At 64.7% G+C, this 17,573-nt stretch carries 16 protein-coding genes and 2 pseudogenes; 8 read left to right on the top strand and 10 right to left on the bottom strand.

Translation table 11 applies throughout. The features are described from left to right. Positions 1–237: 237 nt before the first annotated feature. From H7K34_RS13035 to H7K34_RS13045, 3 genes are read right to left on the bottom strand one after another with little or no spacing between them, the layout of a single operon-like run. On the bottom strand, positions 238–516 hold the full coding sequence (locus tag H7K34_RS13035) for a MoaD/ThiS family protein (RefSeq protein ID WP_264062340.1): 279 nt from the start codon (positions 514–516) through the stop codon (positions 238–240). Continuing rightward, positions 509–1,597, bottom strand: a complete 1,089-nt coding sequence (moaA, locus tag H7K34_RS13040) for a GTP 3',8-cyclase MoaA (protein WP_264062342.1) — start codon at positions 1,595–1,597, stop codon at positions 509–511. Before moaA ends, H7K34_RS13035 begins: the two co-directional genes overlap by 8 nt. After that, positions 1,594–1,998, bottom strand: coding sequence for a YccF domain-containing protein (locus H7K34_RS13045; RefSeq protein WP_264062345.1), 405 nt, complete (start codon positions 1,996–1,998; stop codon positions 1,594–1,596). The genes moaA and H7K34_RS13045 overlap by 4 nt, the downstream gene beginning before the upstream one ends. A 163-nt stretch (positions 1,999–2,161) precedes the next feature. Here H7K34_RS13045 and H7K34_RS13050 point away from each other — a divergent pair, with 163 nt between their 5' ends. The 3 genes from H7K34_RS13050 (at position 2,162) to H7K34_RS13060 (ending at position 5,613) form a co-directional block, all read left to right on the top strand. Beyond that, entirely contained in the window at positions 2,162–2,569 is a 408-nt protein-coding gene (locus H7K34_RS13050) for a cold-shock protein (RefSeq protein ID WP_108924611.1), read from the top strand. 70 nt (positions 2,570–2,639) lie between these two features. Further along, positions 2,640–4,595, top strand: a complete 1,956-nt coding sequence (locus tag H7K34_RS13055; protein WP_264062348.1) for an acyl-CoA dehydrogenase family protein — start codon at positions 2,640–2,642, stop codon at positions 4,593–4,595. Positions 4,596–4,608: 13 nt separating this feature from the next. After that, complete coding sequence (locus H7K34_RS13060; RefSeq protein ID WP_264062350.1) at positions 4,609–5,613, top strand: glutathione S-transferase family protein; 1,005 nt, start codon at positions 4,609–4,611, stop codon at positions 5,611–5,613. Between the two features lie 47 nt (positions 5,614–5,660). Here H7K34_RS13060 and H7K34_RS13065 read toward each other — a convergent pair whose 3' ends face one another. The 4 genes from H7K34_RS13065 to H7K34_RS13080 all read right to left on the bottom strand — a co-directional run bounded on the left by H7K34_RS13065 (position 5,661) and on the right by H7K34_RS13080 (position 11,169). After that, positions 5,661–6,827 (bottom strand): GMC oxidoreductase, encoded by a 1,167-nt coding sequence (locus H7K34_RS13065; RefSeq protein ID WP_264062352.1) that lies wholly within the window; start codon positions 6,825–6,827, stop codon positions 5,661–5,663. A gap of 523 nt (positions 6,828–7,350) precedes the next feature. Beyond that, positions 7,351–8,535, bottom strand: a complete 1,185-nt coding sequence (locus tag H7K34_RS13070; protein ID WP_264062354.1) for an alkane 1-monooxygenase — start codon at positions 8,533–8,535, stop codon at positions 7,351–7,353. Positions 8,536–9,028: 493 nt separating this feature from the next. Continuing rightward, the gene (locus H7K34_RS13075) at positions 9,029–9,517 is read right to left on the bottom strand and encodes a DUF2771 domain-containing protein (protein ID WP_264062355.1); all 489 of its coding nucleotides are present in this window, start codon (positions 9,515–9,517) and stop codon (positions 9,029–9,031) included. Next, positions 9,514–11,169, bottom strand: a complete 1,656-nt coding sequence (locus tag H7K34_RS13080) for an MFS transporter (RefSeq protein ID WP_264062473.1) — start codon at positions 11,167–11,169, stop codon at positions 9,514–9,516. Before H7K34_RS13080 ends, H7K34_RS13075 begins: the two co-directional genes overlap by 4 nt. A gap of 99 nt (positions 11,170–11,268) precedes the next feature. On the opposite strand from H7K34_RS13080, the pseudogene H7K34_RS13085 reads away from it, so the two are divergent. Further along, positions 11,269–12,063: pseudogene (locus H7K34_RS13085) on the top strand (DUF3027 domain-containing protein); the annotation flags it as partial. Between the two features lie 267 nt (positions 12,064–12,330). Here the strand turns inward: H7K34_RS13085 and H7K34_RS13090 are convergent. Further along, the gene (locus tag H7K34_RS13090; RefSeq protein WP_264062357.1) at positions 12,331–12,606 is read right to left on the bottom strand and encodes a DUF2530 domain-containing protein; all 276 of its coding nucleotides are present in this window, start codon (positions 12,604–12,606) and stop codon (positions 12,331–12,333) included. Positions 12,607–12,727: 121 nt separating this feature from the next. Between H7K34_RS13090 and H7K34_RS13095 the strand changes: the two genes are divergently transcribed. From H7K34_RS13095 to H7K34_RS13105, 3 genes and pseudogenes are all read left to right on the top strand, one after another. After that, positions 12,728–13,159, top strand: coding sequence for an Rv0880 family HTH-type transcriptional regulator (locus H7K34_RS13095; RefSeq protein ID WP_264062359.1), 432 nt, complete (start codon positions 12,728–12,730; stop codon positions 13,157–13,159). Continuing rightward, positions 13,156–13,990, top strand: a pseudogene (locus tag H7K34_RS13100) (TrmH family RNA methyltransferase). The gene H7K34_RS13095 and the pseudogene H7K34_RS13100 overlap by 4 nt, the downstream one beginning before the upstream one ends. Next, positions 13,987–14,274 (top strand): DUF2537 domain-containing protein, encoded by a 288-nt coding sequence (locus H7K34_RS13105; RefSeq protein WP_264062361.1) that lies wholly within the window; start codon positions 13,987–13,989, stop codon positions 14,272–14,274. The pseudogene H7K34_RS13100 and the gene H7K34_RS13105 overlap by 4 nt, the downstream one beginning before the upstream one ends. Here the strand turns inward: H7K34_RS13105 and sepH are convergent, their stop codons facing one another. Both sepH and serC read right to left on the bottom strand, forming a co-directional pair. Further along, positions 14,275–15,045, bottom strand: coding sequence for a septation protein SepH (gene sepH / locus H7K34_RS13110; protein ID WP_264062363.1), 771 nt, complete (start codon positions 15,043–15,045; stop codon positions 14,275–14,277). A 123-nt stretch (positions 15,046–15,168) separates the two neighbouring features. Next, positions 15,169–16,287: a phosphoserine transaminase gene (gene serC / locus H7K34_RS13115; RefSeq protein ID WP_264062364.1), complete on the bottom strand. Its 1,119-nt coding sequence runs from the start codon at positions 16,285–16,287 to the stop codon at positions 15,169–15,171. Positions 16,288–16,534: 247 nt separating this feature from the next. On the opposite strand from serC, the gene H7K34_RS13120 reads away from it, so the two are divergent. Beyond that, complete coding sequence (locus H7K34_RS13120; RefSeq protein WP_264062365.1) at positions 16,535–17,560, top strand: AurF N-oxygenase family protein; 1,026 nt, start codon at positions 16,535–16,537, stop codon at positions 17,558–17,560. Positions 17,561–17,573 lie beyond the last annotated feature (13 nt).

Genomic DNA, 17,573 nt, shown 5'->3' on the forward strand with positions numbered 1-17,573 from the left:
ATTGGATGGAGCTCGGCGCGACGGGCAGGGGAGGAACGCCACTCGGTTTAGCTGGGCGAGCCTCCGGAGACGGTAACCGGTTCTGTTGGCCCCGTCACCTTCTGCGCTACCCGGCGTTGCCCGTCCGGACATCTTCGAAAGCTGCAGGAGCATCTAGAATCTGCGCAGGTCAACGCAGCCCGATATCGGGCCGTGTCCGCGCCGTTATCATTCCGTTACGTGAGCTATCTCACAAAATCAACCGCCAGCGAACGGTGGTAACACGTCAATCGTGTTACCTGACCGCAACGCTTTGGTCTCGTCGCGAACCGCGATGCCGTCGCAGAGATACGAGCATCGGCTCAACACGGTTGCGAGCTGGGTACCCGGAACCGCGAGTCCTTCAACCAACTCGGCCATCGTGGCGCCCTCACGCAGCACCACCATTTGCGATTCGGCTCCGGCCGCAGCGCGGGCGGCCGCGAAGTAGCGGATCGTCACCTCGATGCCGTCCGCATCGACGGGGAGCTCAGCCACCGATCGCGCTCATCGGGCGGGCGGGCTGGACGAAGTTCGGATCGTTGATTCCATGGCCGGCGGGCTTGCCCCACATCGCGGTGCGCCAGGCGGCCTCGATCGCGTCGTCGGACGCCCCGCCGCGCAGCAGGCCTCGCAGGTCGGTCTCGTCGGTGGAGAACAGGCAGCTGCGGATCTGGCCGTCGGCCGTCAGGCGGGTGCGATCACAGGTCGAGCAGAAGGCGTGCGACACCGAGGCGATGACGCCGAACTTTCCGGCCGGTGTATTCGGGCCGGTATCGGCCAGCCAGAGCTCGGCCGGCGCTGAACCACGCGGCGCCGGGTCCCGACGCAGCCGGAAGTGCGGCAGCAGCGCCGCCAGCACGTCGTCGGCCGTCAGCGCCGCATCGCGGCGCCATCGGTGCCCGGCGTCGAGCGGCATCTGTTCGATGACGCGCAACTGCTGGTAGTCGTGCTCGAGGCAGAACCCCAGCAGCTCAACGACATCCTCGCGGCCGGTGGCGGGATCCAGCACGGCGTTGACTTTGACCGGCGTCAGCCCCGCTGCCTTGGCGGCGGCCAGACCGGCCAGCACGTCCGCGAGCCGGTCCCGGCGGGTGATCGCCGCGAAGCGATCCCGATTCACGCTGTCCAGCGAAATGTTGACCCGATCCAGTCCCGCCGCGGCCAGCCCGGCGGCCCGGCGCGCGAGCCCGACGGCGTTGGTGGTCACCGAGATCTCGGGACGAGGCCGCAATCCGGCTGCCGCAGCGACCACCTCTTCGAGGTGGCGGGCCAACAGCGGCTCACCTCCGGTAAAACGCACGCTGGTTACACCGAGTCGGGTCACGGCGATATGCATCAGGCGGGCCAGCTCATCGGGTCGCAGCAGCGCCTGGCCGGGCAGCCAGTCCAGGCCTTCGGCCGGCATGCAGTAGCTGCACCGCAGGTTGCAGCGATCGGTCAGCGACACGCGCAGATCGGTGGCGGCCCTGCCGTAGGTGTCGAGCAGCGGGCCTTCGGTCGGTACATCCGAGGCGTCCAGCGGTGGGCCGCCCGTCGGGCTCCGCACCGTCGGCACACCCAGTGCGGTCAGCGTCATGCGGGCACCCGTGCGAGTGGAGCCGGCGAACCAACCGGAACGATCTCCTTGCCCAGCGGCATCAGCGATACCGGGATCAATTTGAGGTTGGCCAGCGCCAGCGGAATCCCGATGATCGTCGCCGCCATGGCCGCCGCGCTCACCAGATGACCGATCGCCAGCCAGACGCCGAACAGCAGTATCCAGATGACATTCCCGATCAGTGCGCCGGTTCCGGCGGTCGGCTTGTCGACGATCGTCCGGCCGAATGGCCATAACGCGTACGAGGCGATGCGCAGCGACGCAAACCCGAACGGAACCGTGATGATGAGCAAGAAGCTGACGAGCGCCGCAACGAGGTATCCGACGGCCATCCAGAGGCCGCCGAATACAAGCCAGATTATGTTCAGAATCAGGCGCATATCTCCTCCAGCAGTACTGCCAGCCTAGCGAGTAACACCGAAACTGGCGTGCTTGCCGCCCAACCACCCGAGTAGGATCTGAATCCGCATCGCGTCCTGCACAGGCGGGACGCTTCTTGTGTGTCCATTCCTAGTTATTCCTTCAGACAAGCAGGTGAGACCAGTGCCGACCGGCAAGGTTAAGTGGTACGACGCCGAAAAAGGGTTCGGCTTCCTGTCGCAGGAAGAGGGCGAGGACGTTTACGTCCGCTCGTCGGCGTTGCCCGAGGGTGTGGAGGGCCTCAAGGCAGGACAGAAGGTGGAGTTCGGCTTGGCTTCTGGCCGGCGCGGACCGCAGGCGTTGAGTCTCAAGCTGATCGATCCGCCGCCCACCCTTGCCAAGACGCGCCGCGAGACGCCGGTCGAGCACAAACACGGGCCCGATGAGCTGCACGGCATGGTCGAGGACATGATCACGCTGCTGGAGAGTGCGGTGCAGCCCGAATTGCGGAAGGGGCGTTACCCCGATCGCAAGGTGGCGCGTCGCGTCTCCGAGGTTGTCAAGGCGGTGGCCCGGGAGCTCGACGCCTAACTCGGACCGAGTACCGCGTCTAAGTTTGGGTACTCCATCCTCGCGATAATCATGTAGCGAGGAGGCTGCGATGGCACAGCAGGCGCAGGTCACCGAGGAACAGGCGAGAGCTCTCGCCGAAGAGTCTCGCGAAAGTGGTTGGGATAAACCGTCCTTCGCCAAAGAGCTGTTTCTCGGTCATTTTCCATTGGAGCTGATACACCCGTTCCCCAAACCGTCTGAAGCCGATGAGGCACGCACCCGCGCGTTTCTGGCCCAAGTACGGGAATTCCTGAACACCGTTGACGGCAGTGTCATCGAGCGCGATGCGCAGATTCCCGATGAATACGTCAAGGGCTTGGCCGAATTGGGTTGTTTCGGCATGAAGATTCCGTCCGAATACGGCGGACTGAACATGTCGCAAGTCGCCTATAACCGGGCGTTGATGATGATTTCGTCGGTCCATCCCAGTCTCGGTGCGCTGCTGTCGGCGCACCAGTCGATCGGGGTGCCTGAGCCGCTGAAGCTCGCCGGCACCGACGAGCAGAAGCGGAAATTCCTGCCGCGCTGTGCCGCTGGCGCCATCTCGGCATTTCTACTCACCGAACCGGACGTGGGTTCCGACCCCGCGCGGCTGGCCGCTACGGCGACGCCGGTGGACGACGGGCAGGCCTACGAACTCGAGGGCGTGAAGTTGTGGACCACCAACGGCGTGGTCGCCGAACTGCTCGTGGTGATGGCCCGGGTGCCCAAGAGCGGCGGGCATCGCGGCGGCATCAGTGCTTTCGTGGTGGAAGCGGACTCGCCCGGGATCACCGTGGAGCGACGCAACAAGTTCATGGGATTGCGCGGCATCGAGAACGGTGTGACCCGACTGCACGCAGTCCGGGTACCCAGCGAGAACCTGATCGGGCGGGAAGGTGATGGCCTGAAGATCGCGCTGACCACGCTCAACGCCGGACGGCTTTCGATCCCCGCGAACGCGACGGGGTCGTCCAAGTGGGCGCTCAAGATCGCACGCGAATGGTCCGGCGAGCGGGTTCAGTGGGGCAAGCCGTTGGCCAGACATGAAGCGGTGGCGCACAAGATCTCGTTCATCGCGGCCACCAACTATGCGCTCGACGCCGTGCTCGAACTGTCTGCCCAGATGGCCGACGAAGGGCGCAACGACATCCGCATCGAGGCAGCGCTGGCCAAGTTGTGGTCCAGTGAAATGGCGTGCGTCATCGCCGACGAGCTGCTGCAGATCCGCGGTGGCCGCGGCTACGAAACCGCCGAATCCCTGGCGGCGCGCGGCGAGCGCGCGGTACCGGCCGAGCAGGCGCTGCGCGACCTGCGGATCAACCGCATCTTCGAGGGATCCAGCGAGATCATGAAGCTGCTTATCGCCCGGGAAGCCGTCGACGCCCACTTGAGCGCCGCCGGTGACCTCGCAAAACCTGACACGAAATTGCGGGAGAAGGCTGCCGCCGCGGTCGGCGCCAGCGGGTTCTATGCAAAGTGGTTGCCGCAGCTGGTATTTGGTGAAGGGCAGCGGCCCAGGGCATACAGCGAGTTCGGTGCGCTGGCGTCATATCTGCGGTTTGTCGAACGCGCCACCCGCAAGCTGGCCCGCAACACCTTCTACGGGATGGCACGCTGGCAGGCCAAACTCGAGCAGAAGCAGGGATTCCTGGGACGGATCGTCGATATCGGCGCCGAGCTGTTCGCGATGTCGGCGGCATGCGTGCGTGCCGAGGGGCAGCGTGTCGCGGACCCCGTCCTGGGGCAACAGGCTTACCAGCTGGCCGAAGCGTTCTGTCAGCAAGCGACCTTGCGAGTCGAGGCGCTGTTCGACGCGTTGTGGACCAACACCGACAGCAGCGATGTGCAGCTGACCCGCGAGGTGATCCAGGGCCGGTACAGCTGGCTGGAGGACGGCATTGTGGATCAGTCGGAGGGCACCGGGCCGTGGATCGCGCACTGGGAAGCAGGCGAGTCGACCGAGACCAACCTGGCTCGGCGGTATCTGGAGGTGTCCGCGTCGACGGGCTCGGTCGCCAAGTAGCAGAATTGTCGCCATGGCCAGCTACGTTGCCGGTGCCGGCGAATACAGCCGCGACACCAACTACATCGCCACTCGCATCACCGCCGACGGGCGCGACGGCTATCCCGTGGAGCCGGGGCGGTATCGGCTCGTTGTCGCCCGTGCCTGCCCGTGGGCAAACCGCGCGATCATCGTCAGGCGATTGATGGGGCTGGAAGATGTTCTCTCCATTGGATTTTGCGGCCCCACGCATGACCAGCGCAGTTGGACATTCGACCTCGACCCTGGTGGGGTCGACCCGGTACTGAAGATCCCGCGACTGCAGGACGCCTACTTCAAGCGCTTCCCCGACTACCCCAAAGGGATCACCGTCCCTGCGATCGTCGACGTCGGAACCGGTGCGGTCGTCACCAACGATTTCGCTCAGATGACCCTGGACTTGTCCACCGAGTGGACCGCCTACCACCGCGACGGTGCGCCCGAGCTATACCCCGAGCGGCTGCGCGGCGAGATCGACGAGGTGAGCAACCGGATCTATACCGAAATCAACAACGGGGTGTACCGGTGCGGCTTCTCCGGCTCGCAGGAGGCCTACGAGGCTGCCTACGATCGGCTGTTCACCGCGCTGGATTGGGTAAGCGATCGCCTGGCCAACCAGCGATACCTGTTGGGCGACAGCATCACCGAGGCCGATGTGCGACTGTTAACCACCCTAGCGCGCTTCGACCCGGTCTACCACGGGCACTTCAAATGCAACCGAAGCAAGTTGAGCGAGATGCCGGTGCTGTGGGCCTACGCGCGTGACCTATTCCAGACGCCGGGTTTCGGCGACACCACCGACTTCGTCCAGATCAAACAGCACTACTACATCGTGCACGCCGACATCAACCCGACCCGAATCGTGCCCAAGGGCCCCTACCTGACCAACTGGCTCACCGCACACGGCCGGGAAACGTTGGGAGGAAATCCTTTCGGAGACGGAACGCCTCCCGGACCGCCGGTCGACGGCGAGCGGGTGCCGGCCGGCCACAGCGCATGACTGAGACCCGAGGATGATCGGAAGCTGGTCAACACAGGTGGACGGACTCAAGTGCGACCTAAGAGGATTCCTTCGATGTTGCGCTCTGCGAGCGCCGTGATGGACATGAACGGGTTGCAACCCAGGTAACCCGGCAACAGGGATGCGTCGTTGACATAGAGCCTGTCGTAGCCTTTAACCCTGCCGTAAGCATCGGTGGCTTTGCCTCGAACAACTCCGCCCAGCGGATGAACAGTGTTGGCCGCGAAGGCATTTCCCTGGAATAGGTCGTCTCGATACTCCACGCCGTTGGCTTGTGTGACCTTGTCGAAAACTACCTGTGCCTTGTCGTGCAAGTGATCGGTGTGACCCCGCGGCCAGTTGATAGCGATCGAGTCGGAATCCGGGTTATAGACCGCCTCAGCGCGGTCGCCGGTCCGCACCATGACGTAGTAACCCAACGCGAATGTCTCGACGGGAAGCGGGATGGAGAACATACTGGCGTATACCGGATTATCCGGATCGTCGCGCCCGTCCAGATTGATCAGTCCCATCAAGGACTGCTGAGTACCCGCAGGATCGGTGGGCGCAAGTGCGTGGGCGACCATGGTGTCACCGTTGTTCCCGTATCCGCGGCCGATCTCTTCGTTCAGATTGGGCAGAGTCCCGGTGTCCCGCGCACGGAGTAGCAACTCCGTTGTACCGAGCACTCCGGCGTTGAGGTGCAATTCGTTGCAGCTGATTTCGGACTGGCCGACATGTTCCCCGTATCGGCCGATTTCGCGGATGGAGATCACGTATCGACCCGACCGCTCACGCCGGATGCGGATTACCTCGGTCAGCGGCTTCAAAGTGGCCTTGCCGGTCGCCAACGCGGCTGCGATGTAGGTCTGGTCAACACTGCCGGACCTGCCATAGTTGTTCCCGAATTGTTGTTCAAAATCGAAGGCTGAGCGTGGAACCTCGCCCGCCTCTTCCTTTTTCATGTAGTCGAACGAGTAGGCGCTGCCGTTGTAGTCGACGCGGTAGCCGGCATTCGCCGCGTACTGGCGTCCCACTCGGGCGTATTGGAACCAAGGCGTCTGCTCAAACCAGTCCATGTCGCGATAGCTGATCCGCAGCATCCTCTTGGCGCGTTCGGTGTACTTACCCAAGAAGAGATTGGAGTCGATATCTGGGAACGCCTGACTAACCTGAGCGTGTGTCGGGATTGCGGCAATTGCCGCGTTGATCATCGATCCACCGCCAACGGCAATTCCGCGGTATATCGTGTGGGCCCCTTGAGTGACCTTTTGGCAGATTCCAGCCTGAACACGCTGCGGTGACGGAATCCGTCTAGCCACGTCCTCTACCGAAACGCCGTTGTACGACGACACCAGACTCGGCGGGACGTTCGTGAACCAGCCAGCACGATTATCGGCCGGCAACATTCGTGAGAAGCGTCTGCCATCGGGATCGGGCGAGGTCCACCATCTACCCTTTTCCAGGATAAGGGTCTCGATCCCGGCTTGGGCGAGCCTTAGCGCTGAGACCCCGCCGCCATAGCCGCTGCCTACCACGATGGCTCGGTAGTGTGGCCGCAGAACGCTTGACTCGCTTCGCTTTTGAAGTTCAAGTATGTCGGCTCCGAGAGCTGCTCCGGCAATTCCGGTGGCGGCACCAAGAAAATGTCTTCGCGATAAGGCCGGCGAGCGTGTTGAACGGCGCACTTCGGGATGTCGACGAGGTTCGCACTTATGATGTTTGCCCATCGGTTGGCTAACCTGGCGGCGTGATGAGGCCGGGCTTGAGTGCAGCCAACCGGATGTCGCCGCCGTAGCAGTCGAGTACCCGTCGATCCATCACTCGTCGCCACAGTGGTGGCAACAGGGCCAGTAGCAGCATGTTGGCGTACCCCCCGGGCAGCTGGGGTGCTTTGTCGACATCTCGCAATACCTGGTAGTTACGCAGCGGATTGCTGTGGTGATCGGCGTGCCGTTGCAAGTGGAACAGCAAGATGTTGGCGATAAGCGAACTACTGTTCCAGCTATGGGAGGGTGTCACTCGTTCGTAGCGCCCGCTGGGTTTCTTCCTTCGCCGCAGCCCGTAGTGCTCGATGTAGTTGACTGTTTCCAGGAGACAAAATCCGATGATCGCCTGTCCTACCAGCCAGGGCAGCACCACCGGGCGAAACCATAGGGCGAGCCCGCTAAACAGTGCGGCGCTGAGCAGCCAGGCGGTGAGCAAGTTGTTGTTTGGTGTCCAAAAAGGTCTTCCGGTCTTGGCTAAGCGGCTCGCCTCCAGTTTCCACGCAGAGCGCAGTCCGCCTCCCACCGACCGAGGAATGAAGGCGTAAACGCTCTCATGTAAGCGCGCACTGGCGGGGTCTTCGGGAGTGGCTACTCGGACATGGTGTCCACGGTTGTGCTCAACCAGAAAGTGGCCGTACCACGTTTGGGCGAGCGTGATTTTGCTCAGCTGCCGTTCGGCCTGGAGTCTTGTGTGGCCTAATTCGTGGGCGGCGTTGATCGCTAGGCCTCCGATGAGACCGACAGTCGTCATCAGGCCTACTTTGTCGACGAAATTCATCGTGACCCAGCCGCCACCGGCCCATAGCCAGCAGGCAAATACCAGCGCTAGGTACTGATTTGGCACATACAGGTAAGTGGCCCAGCGGTAAAACCGGTCGCTCTGTAGGCGGGCGACGACGTTCTCCGGAGCATTGGATCGATCCGGCCCGACCAGGTGATCGATAATCGGAACGACCACGAAAGCCAACAGTGGTGCGCCCCACCAGAATGTCCCGAATCCCGTAGCCCGCACGGCTAGCCATGACACAAAGACAAGTAGTGGGACAGCCGATGGGAGCAGCCAGAGGAACCGCTTGGGGTCATGCCAGCTGGTGGCCGAATGGTGTGATTGACGTGGCAATCCTGTTGTGCCGCATGATGATTGGAAGTTCATATCGTCTACGCAGTTCACTTTCGTCAAATTCAACCGTCGTATTCCTGACCAAGGGATATGTGGGCCGTTAAGGCCTCCGTAACTCGACGCATTACCTCCTTATCGTTGTGTTGACTGCGAAACCACAGTCGCGCGCCCACCACTCGCCATATCTGGCGGGCGAAACGATGGTAATACCAAGGCAATCAACGGGATTCGTCAAAACTCATCCATAAATTCGCAGATTCACGCCTCTAACCATCGGAGAACGGATATCGCCATACCAACAATCTGTGTTCGAACGCATGCTGCAGTCGACGGGTGACATCAGCCCCGCGCGGTGCTCGCAACCGGCAAAGGGGGCAGTGACGGTCTCACCGATGAACCGTATCGATTGTATCAAATTATGATGATTGTATATGACTTTGCCTCAGCAGTGGCCGCGCAGGCAAGCCGGAGTCATGCCTAAATCGCTGCAGGGCAGGGTCTCGACCAGCCGTTTAAGTTGCCGGCGCTAGTGCGTCATCCGCACGGACCATTCCGCGTGCGGGACATCATGCAGTTCACCTGCCGGGTCGACCACCAAGGTCAGCAGTTGCACCACTATTCCGGTGAGCCGTCCCCGTTGTGGGTCGACCGACGGGATCGTGACGGCGAGCCGGGTGCCCGGACGAAACATCGTGGTCGCGGTGTTGGCGGGGTCCTCATACACCTGCAGCAGCCGCCACGGCGCCCGCGAAATCGCTTCGGGGACCGAGAGTTGCACCGGGTAGTTATCGCTGACTCGCAGCTCGCCCTGAGCCTGCGGTTGCTGACAGTCGTCGAGATTGAGCACGTTGCAATACAGGTAGGGTCCGACCCGGATCAACTGTCCGTGCGAATATGCGCTGATCTCCGGCCGCTGCGGGCCGGGCTTGCGCAGGAGCCACCAGGTGCCAACTCCGGCTCCCGCCGCAAGCAGCGTCACCATGACCGCAAGCAGCACGACCATGCCACGTTTCACTCCGGCACCGCCGCGGACATGCCGCTGTCGCGGCGGATGCCTTCCTGCTCGACCATCACCGGCCGGTTACCTCCGAGGCCCGGGATCAACGAGTTGCCGCGGAAGCTGACGACCGTCTGCGCCAGTCCCAGGATCAAAATCGCACTGACGGCCGTGAAGCCTACCCACAGCTCGGTGTAGACCATCACGCCCACCGCGCCGCCCAGCACCCAGGCCAGCTGCAGCGTCGACTCCGAACGCCCGAATCCGGACGCCCGGGATTCCTCGGGCAGGTCGTCTTGCAGCGACGCGTCCAGCGACGCCTTCGCGATTGCACTGGCGCCGGATGTGACCAGGGTGGCGATCGCGGCCGCCACCAGGGTGCCGGCCACCGCGGCGGCCCAGGCAACCGCGCACACCGCCACGGTGCAGCGCACCACCAGCACAGCGGGCCTGCCGAGTTTCAGCCGTGCGCTGGTGAAGTTGCCGACGAAGTTGCCGATTCCGGCCGCGGCGCCGATGATGCCCAGCATCGCGAGCTGAGCCCAGCCGTCGGCCTGGTGTGCTTTGGCGACAAACGCCGGATACAGGAACAAGAAGCCCACCATTACCTTGATGGTGCAGTTACCCCATAACGAGGTAATGATGTTGCGGCCCAACGGCTGTCGAAGTGTCCCGCTGACCTTCTTGACTTCGTGGTGCCAACTGCGTCGCGGTGGTTCGCTGTCCTGGTGATAGCTCAAGGTGGCCGGGACCTCGCCCGCGGTCACCTCGACCCATCGCGGAATCCGCATAGACAGGAAGGCGCCCGCCACCGTCACCGCCACGACGACGAACAATGCTCCGGGCAGCTTCAACAGGTGTGTGCCGGCGAACTCGAGGCCGCCGGCGATCGCGCCGCCGACGATGGTGCCGCCGAGCAGCGCGAACATGGTCAGCCGGGCGTTGACCCGCACCAGGTCGATGGTCGGAGGCATCACCCGCGGGGTCACCGCGCTGCGCAGCACGCTGAACGACTTCGAGAACACCATCATTGCGAGTGCGCACGGATAGAGCACCCACGACGGAAAACTGCCGCTGGCACCGTCGTAGTTCATGATCAGCAGCACTGCCAACGCGGTGCGCAGCGCGAATGAGAGAGCCAGCGCGACGCGTCGGCCGTGCTGCAAACGGTCCAGCGCCGGACCGATGAGCGGCGCGATCACCGCGAAGGGCGCGATGGTAATCAACAGGTACAGCGCAACTTTGGACTTACTCTCGCCGCTGGCCGCGGCAAAGAACAGCGTGTTGGCCAGCGCGACGGCCATCGCGGAGTCGACCGCGGAGTTCGCGACCACCGGCCACGTCAGCGCCGTCAGGCCGGACTTGTCGGCGCCATCGGCGGTGGCCGCACGCTGGACCATCCAGTACATCCGGGAGCCCATCTCGCGGCTGCGCAGGGCCGCGGCGCGGGTGACGGTGATCCGTTCGCCGGGCGAAGGTTGACGCGGAGGTGGGGTGTCGCGGTTCGGCGGTTTCTGGCGACCCAGCGGCGGGAGGTAGCGATTGGCGCTGGGCGGCGGCGGTGGGCGGCGCGTGCGTCGATGGTCCGCGTCGTCGGTGGGGTAGTTGGCCATGCCCGGATGCGGACTTGCCGACCCGTTGCGGGCCCGTCGGCCCGGGTTAGAGCCCACACGGCCCGGATCATCACGCCGCTGTCCAGACACAAATCAATTCTGTCTTATGCCGAGGGTCAACCGGGCGTGGCTCGCCAACCTAGTATTGGAGACGCAATGTATGGAAAAGAAAGCGCGACCGGGCCCATCGAGGAATCCGCCGTGGCAACCGTGGCCGAGTGGCCCGAGGGGTTGGCGGCGTTGCTCAGGGGTGCCGTTGACCAGGCCAGGGCGGCCGTTGTGGAGTTCAGTGGACCAGACGCGGTCGGGGATTACCTGGGCGTCAGTTTCGAGGACCCGACTGCCGCCACCCATCGATTCTTGGCTCACCTGCCCGGTTACACCGGGTGGCAGTGGGCCGCCGTCGTAGCCGCCTACCCCGGCGCCGACCAGGTCACGATCAGTGAAGTTGTGCTGGTCCCGGGACCGACGTCGCTGCTGGCACCCGACTGGGTGCCCTGGGACCAGCGGGTGCGGCAGGGGGACCTGAGCCCCGGCGATCTGTTGCCGCCGGCCGCGAACGACGAGCGACTGGTCCCCGGTTTCACCTCTAGCGGCGACCCGCAGGTCGACGAGACCGCCGCCGAAGTCGGGCTGGGCCGGCGTTGGGTAATGGGGCTGTGGGGCCGCGCCGACGCTGCCGAGCGATGGCACACCGGGGACTACGGTCCCGACTCGACGATGGCGCGGTCCACCAAACGCCTCTGCCGCGACTGCGGCTTCTTCCTGCCGCTGGCGGGATCGCTGGGCGCGATGTTCGGGGTCTGCGGCAACGAACTGTCGGCCGACGGACACATCGTCGACAAGCAGTACGGCTGCGGCGCCCATTCCGACACGCCTGCTCCGGCGGGCAGCGGATCGCCGATGTACGAGCCGTACGACGACGGTGTCCTCGACGTCATGGTTGCGCCGGAGCCACCCGAGTCACCGGTAGTGGTAGCCGACCAGCCCGAAGAATCGCCCGAAGCGTCGGCGGAGCCGGCGCAGCAACCGGCAGCGGAGCCCGAGGTTGTGGCCGAATCGCCGGAGGCTGCTGCCGAGTCGCTAGAGAAGCCCGCAGAACCGGCGGAGGCGGTCGCAGCGTCACCGGAGGCCGCGACGGACTCTGCGGAAGCCGCGACGGACTCGCCCGACTAGCCTTTCGTTACCAACGCTCTTCACGACCCCGCTTGGCGGACGCTACTTGTGGTCAAGGAACGGGTCCAGAGCTGTCTGCGCGCCACGCACGCCACGCCGAGCACCCGCGAGCTGCAGCAAGAAGACCGACGTCCCCACCACGCCCGTTCCCAGCCCGGCCAGTGTGATCGGACGCCAACTCTCTAGGGCGGGAACAAGAAACGCGGCGGCCACGGCGATCAGCCAGCCGACGGCGCCGATCGCGATGAACGGCCACGCTTGCAGCAGCGCGGGCGGCAGTGGTGGCGGCTCGGGACTGTGGCCAGGTTCGGCACTCATCGCGATCAATCTAGCCCGCAGCCGATGTCACCGCGGCGCTGGCCGTATGAGCTTATGCGTCCTAGGCCACCGTTCGACGTTTCTCAGCCCGAATTCTGGTGTTCCGATGTAACCTCGCGCCATGCCTGACAGCGATGCGCGACTGGCGGCTGACCTGTCTTTGGCGGTGATGCGGCTTGCACGGCAACTGCGGTTTCGGAATCCGTCCTCCCCGGTGTCGCTTTCTCAGCTGTCGGCATTGACGACGTTGGCCAACGAGGGCGCGATGACGCCGGGTGCCTTGGCGATTCGCGAACGTGTCCGGCCCCCGTCGATGACCAGGGTGATCGCTTCGCTGGCCGACGAGGGCTTCGTGGACCGCACCCCACACCCCGTCGACGGCCGGCAGGTACTGGTGTCGGTCTCTGAGTCCGGGGCCGAATTAGTCAAAGCGGCCCGGCGCGCCCGCCAGGAATGGCTGGCTGAGCAGCTCGCGACGATGGACGGCGATAAGCGCGCCACCCTTCGCGAGGCGGCCGACTTGATGTTGGCGCTGGTCGACGAAAGCCCGTGAGCCCGGGCCTGGATGTCCAGGACGTCGACGACCCCGACGACCCGCGGCTCGACGATTTCCGCGACCTGAACAGCATCGACCGGCGTCCCGATCTGCCCACCGGGAAAGGGCTGGTGATCGCCGAGGGTGTGCTCGTCGTGCAGCGCATGCTGGCGTCCCGCTTCACCCCGCATGCCCTGCTCGGCACCGAGCGGCGGCTCGACGAGCTCAAAGACGACCTGGCCGGCCCGAAGGATCAGGCGGCACCCTTCTACCGGACAACTGCCGACGTCATGGCGCAGGTGGTCGGCTTCCACCTGAACCGCGGGGTGCTGGCCGCCGCGCGGCGGGTGCCGGAGCCGGGCGTTGCCCAATTGGTCGACGGCGCGCGAACCATCGCTGTGCTCGAAGGCGTCAACGACCACGAGAACTTGGGCTCGATATTCCGCAACGCCGCGGGCCTAGGCGTGGACGCGGTGGTGTTCGGCAGCGGCTGCGCCGATCCGCTCTACCGGGCGCGCAGTTCGGGTGTCCATGGGGCACGCGCTGCTGGTGCCGTATGCCCGCTGCGCGAACTGGCCCGCCGATCTCAAGACGCTCAAGGAGAGCGGATTCCGGCTGCTGGCGATGACACCGGACGGCGGGGCGTGCGCGCTGGCCGAGGCGATGGCGACGGCGCGCGACGACCGGGTTGCGGTGCTGGTGGGTGCCGAAGGGCCGGGGCTGACCCCGGCCACCCTGCGCTTGAGCGATGTGCGGGTACGCATCCCGATGTCGCGTGGCACGGACTCGCTCAACGTCGCAACCGCCGCGGCGTTGGCGTTCTACGAGCGGGTTAGGCTCGGCGGGTGAGCGACAAACTCGGCCAACGCACCCAGTCTGTGCCCTGGGCAACGGGTTTGACGGTGGCGGGGTTTGTCGCCACGGTGACCGGCGCCGCCATTGTGGTGCTCAGTCTCGGGCTGGTCCGGGTGCACCCGCTGTTGGCCGTCGGGCTCAATGTGGTTGCCGCCGGTGGACTGGCACCGACGCTGTGGGGATGGCGGCGCACACCGGTTTTGCGCTGGTTTGTACTGGGCGCGGGAGTGGGCGTGACGATCGCGTGGGTGGCGGTGCTCGCGCTCACCCTGTCCTAGCTAGCGCTGTCCGCCCGAGCGCACCCCGAGCAGCACGTCCTCCCAGGCCGGGATGACCGGCTTGCCCCGGCGGCTGTGTACCGGCGGTTCCGGCGTCGGGGCGGGTGCCACCTGCGCGGGCGCCGGCGCTGCGGGCTCTTCGAACTCGACGTGTGCCACTCGGGCAAGCGGCCGCAGCGGACGCTCGAAGGTGGGGTCGATCAGCTCAGTGGCCCCATCGTCGATCGCGGTGACCGTTCCGCCGTGGGCACCGGGCATGAAGCAGAAATGTGCCAGGTTGTCGGAACGCCCTACCTTCCACGCCAACTGCACGGTCCAGCGGTTGTCCTCGTTGCGCCATGCGTCCCAGCTGAGCCCGCTGGGGTCCAGTCCGCGGGTGATCATCGCGGCACTGATGGTCTCCAGTAGCGTCATCACCGCGGGACCATCGGCAAGGATGGGATGCGCGGCGGTTGCCAGCTCGGCGGCGCGGTAGCGCTCCAGCAACACTGGGTGGGCGAACCGCCGGATCCGTGAGATGTCCGAGCCCGATGCCGCGGCGACCTGCTCGACGGAGGCACCGGCCCGGATCTTGGCCTGAATCTCTTTGGGGCTCAGCATGTTGGTGACTTCGATGTCGAGGTGCGGTTGCTCCGGCGACACCGCTTCCTTGCGCAGCAGGTCCCGCAGTCGATCGTCGGCCGGCAGCTTGAACCGCTCCGCGGGATCATTACCCTCGCAGATGACGTATTTGCTGTCGGCGTCGAGCCCAACCATCTTGAGTTCCCGCATGGCATCTCCTCGCAGGCTTCGTGCAGGTCAGCGACGACCCGTCACTGTGCCGCACTTTAGTCCAGCTAACGCCCACAACTTGTGCTGACACGCTGGGCGGTTTGCGCGATGATGGCCGGGAAGTTAAAGCCGTTCGACGATCCAGTCGACGCACTGCGTCAGGGCGGTGACGTCATCGGGGTCGACCGCGGGGAACATCGCGACCCGCAACTGGTTGCGGCCGAGTTTGCGGTACGGCTCGGTGTCGACGATCCCGTTAGCCCGCAAAACCTTGGCAACTGCCGCCGCGTCGACGTCGTTGACGAAGTCAATCGTGCCCACCACCGCCGAGCGCAGCGCCGGGTCGGTGACGAACGGCGTCGTGTAGGGCCGCTCCTGCGCCCACGAGTACAGCCGCTGTGACGAGTCCGCCGTGCGCTTGACCGCCCAGTCCAGTCCGCCGTTGCCCAGCATCCAGTCGAGCTGTTCGGCCATCAGCGCCAGTGTGCCGATCGCGGGTGTGTTGTACGTCTGGTCCTTGAGGCTGTTGTCGATCGCGATCGGCAGCGACAGGAAGTCGGGAACCCAGCGGCCGGACCCGGCGATGGCCTCAACCCGGGCCAGCGCCGCGGGGCTCATGATGGCCAGCCACAACCCGCCGTCGCTGGCGAAGTTCTTCTGCGGCGAGAAGTAGTAGGCATCGGTGTCGCTGATGTCGACGGGGAGCCCGCCGGCGCCGGATGTCGCGTCGATGACGACGAGGGCATCGCCCGAGCCGGCCGGGCGCCGGATTCCGACCGCGACGCCGGTCGACGTCTCGTTGTGCGCCCAGGCGATCACGTCGACCGATGGGTCGGTTTGCGGCTCCGGTGCGCTACCGGCGTCGGCTTTGACGATGATCGGATCCCCGACGAACGGGTTGTTGGCGACCGCCGAGGCGAATTTCGAGCTGAACTCGCCATAGGTCAGGTGCAGCGAGCGCTTGTCGATCAGCCCGAACGCGGCCGAGTCCCAGAACGCGGTCGCACCGCCATTGCCCAAAATGACCTCGTACCCGTCCGGCACCGAGAAGAGCTCCGACACCCCCTTACGCACCCGGCCCACCAGGTTCTTGACCGGAGCCTGCCGGTGCGAGGTGCCGAACAGAGCCGCCGCGGTGGTGGTCAGCGCCTGTAATTGTTCGGGTCGGACCTTGGAAGGGCCGCACCCGAAGCGGCCGTCACGGGGTTTGATGTCAGCGGGGATCTGGAGCTGGTCAGCCATGCCCCTCAGGGTAGTGAGCGGACCTGACCGGTCGGCGCGGTGGCCCGGTCGTCGGCCGGCGCCGGGGCCGCATAGTGCCTGGCCGGGCCAGCCAGGGTGACGATCGGATATGAGCCAGGCCACACCGCACCGGTGACCACTGGTCAGGCAACAGTGGTTATCACGGCTCTGGATAATTCCCGGTACCTGCGGTACCGTCCTTAGACAAAGACGTCCAAATGTAAACCTCATTGGGGAGGGCTTGGATATGGCTAGGACCCGAATGGTCCGACGTTGGCGCAGCAAGATGGAAGTACGCGACGACGCGGAGTACGTGCAGATGCTTGCCACACTGTCTGAGGGGTCAGTGCGGCGAAACTTCGACCCGTACGTCGATATCGATTGGGAATCACCGGAATTCGCCGTCACCGAGAACGACCCGCGGTGGATTCTGCCGGCGACCGACCCGTTGGGCCGGCACCCCTGGTACCAGGCCCAGTCCGAAGCGCGCAAGATCGAGATCGGCATGTGGCGCCAGGCCAACGTGGCCAAGGTGGGGCTGCACTTCGAATCGATCCTGATCCGCGGCCTGATGAACTACACATTCTGGGTGCCCAACGGTTCCCCGGAGTATCGGTACTGCTTGCACGAATCGGTCGAAGAGTGCAACCACACCATGATGTTCCAGGAGATGGTCAACCGGATCGGCGCCGACGTCCCGGGCATGCCGCGGCGGCTTAAGTGGTTGTCGCCGTTTGTCCCGCTAGCGGCTGGGCCGCTGCCGGTGGCGTTCTTCATCGGAGTACTGGCCGGCGAGGAGCCCATCGATCACACGCAGAAAAACGTTCTGCGCGAAGGCAAGTCGCTGCATCCGATCATGGAACGGGTGATGGCTATCCATGTGGCCGAGGAAGCGCGGCACATCTCGTTCGCGCATGAGTTCCTGCGCAAGCGGTTGCCGCATCTGACCAAGAGGCAGCGGTTCTGGACCGCGCTGTACTTGCCGCTGGCCATGAAGTTGTTGTGCCGGGCAATTGTGGTGCCGCCCAAGGCTTTCTGGCGCGAGTTCGACATTCCACGTGAGGTCAAGAAGGAACTGTTCTTCCGGTCGCCGCAATCGCGCAAGTGGCTCCGCGACATGTTCGGTGATGTGCGGATGCTGGCCTACGACACCGGCCTGATGGAAAACCGCTCCGCGCGGCTGATGTGGCGGATCTGCAGGATCAATGGCAAGCCGTCGCGTTACCGCAGTGAGCCACAGCGCCAGCACCTGGCCGCTGTCCCGGCCGCGTAGCCACTGCGAGTTC

The sequence above is a fragment of the Mycobacterium montefiorense genome (assembly GCF_025823255.1).
GTDB classification, from domain to species: Bacteria; Actinomycetota; Actinomycetes; order Mycobacteriales; family Mycobacteriaceae; genus Mycobacterium; species Mycobacterium montefiorense.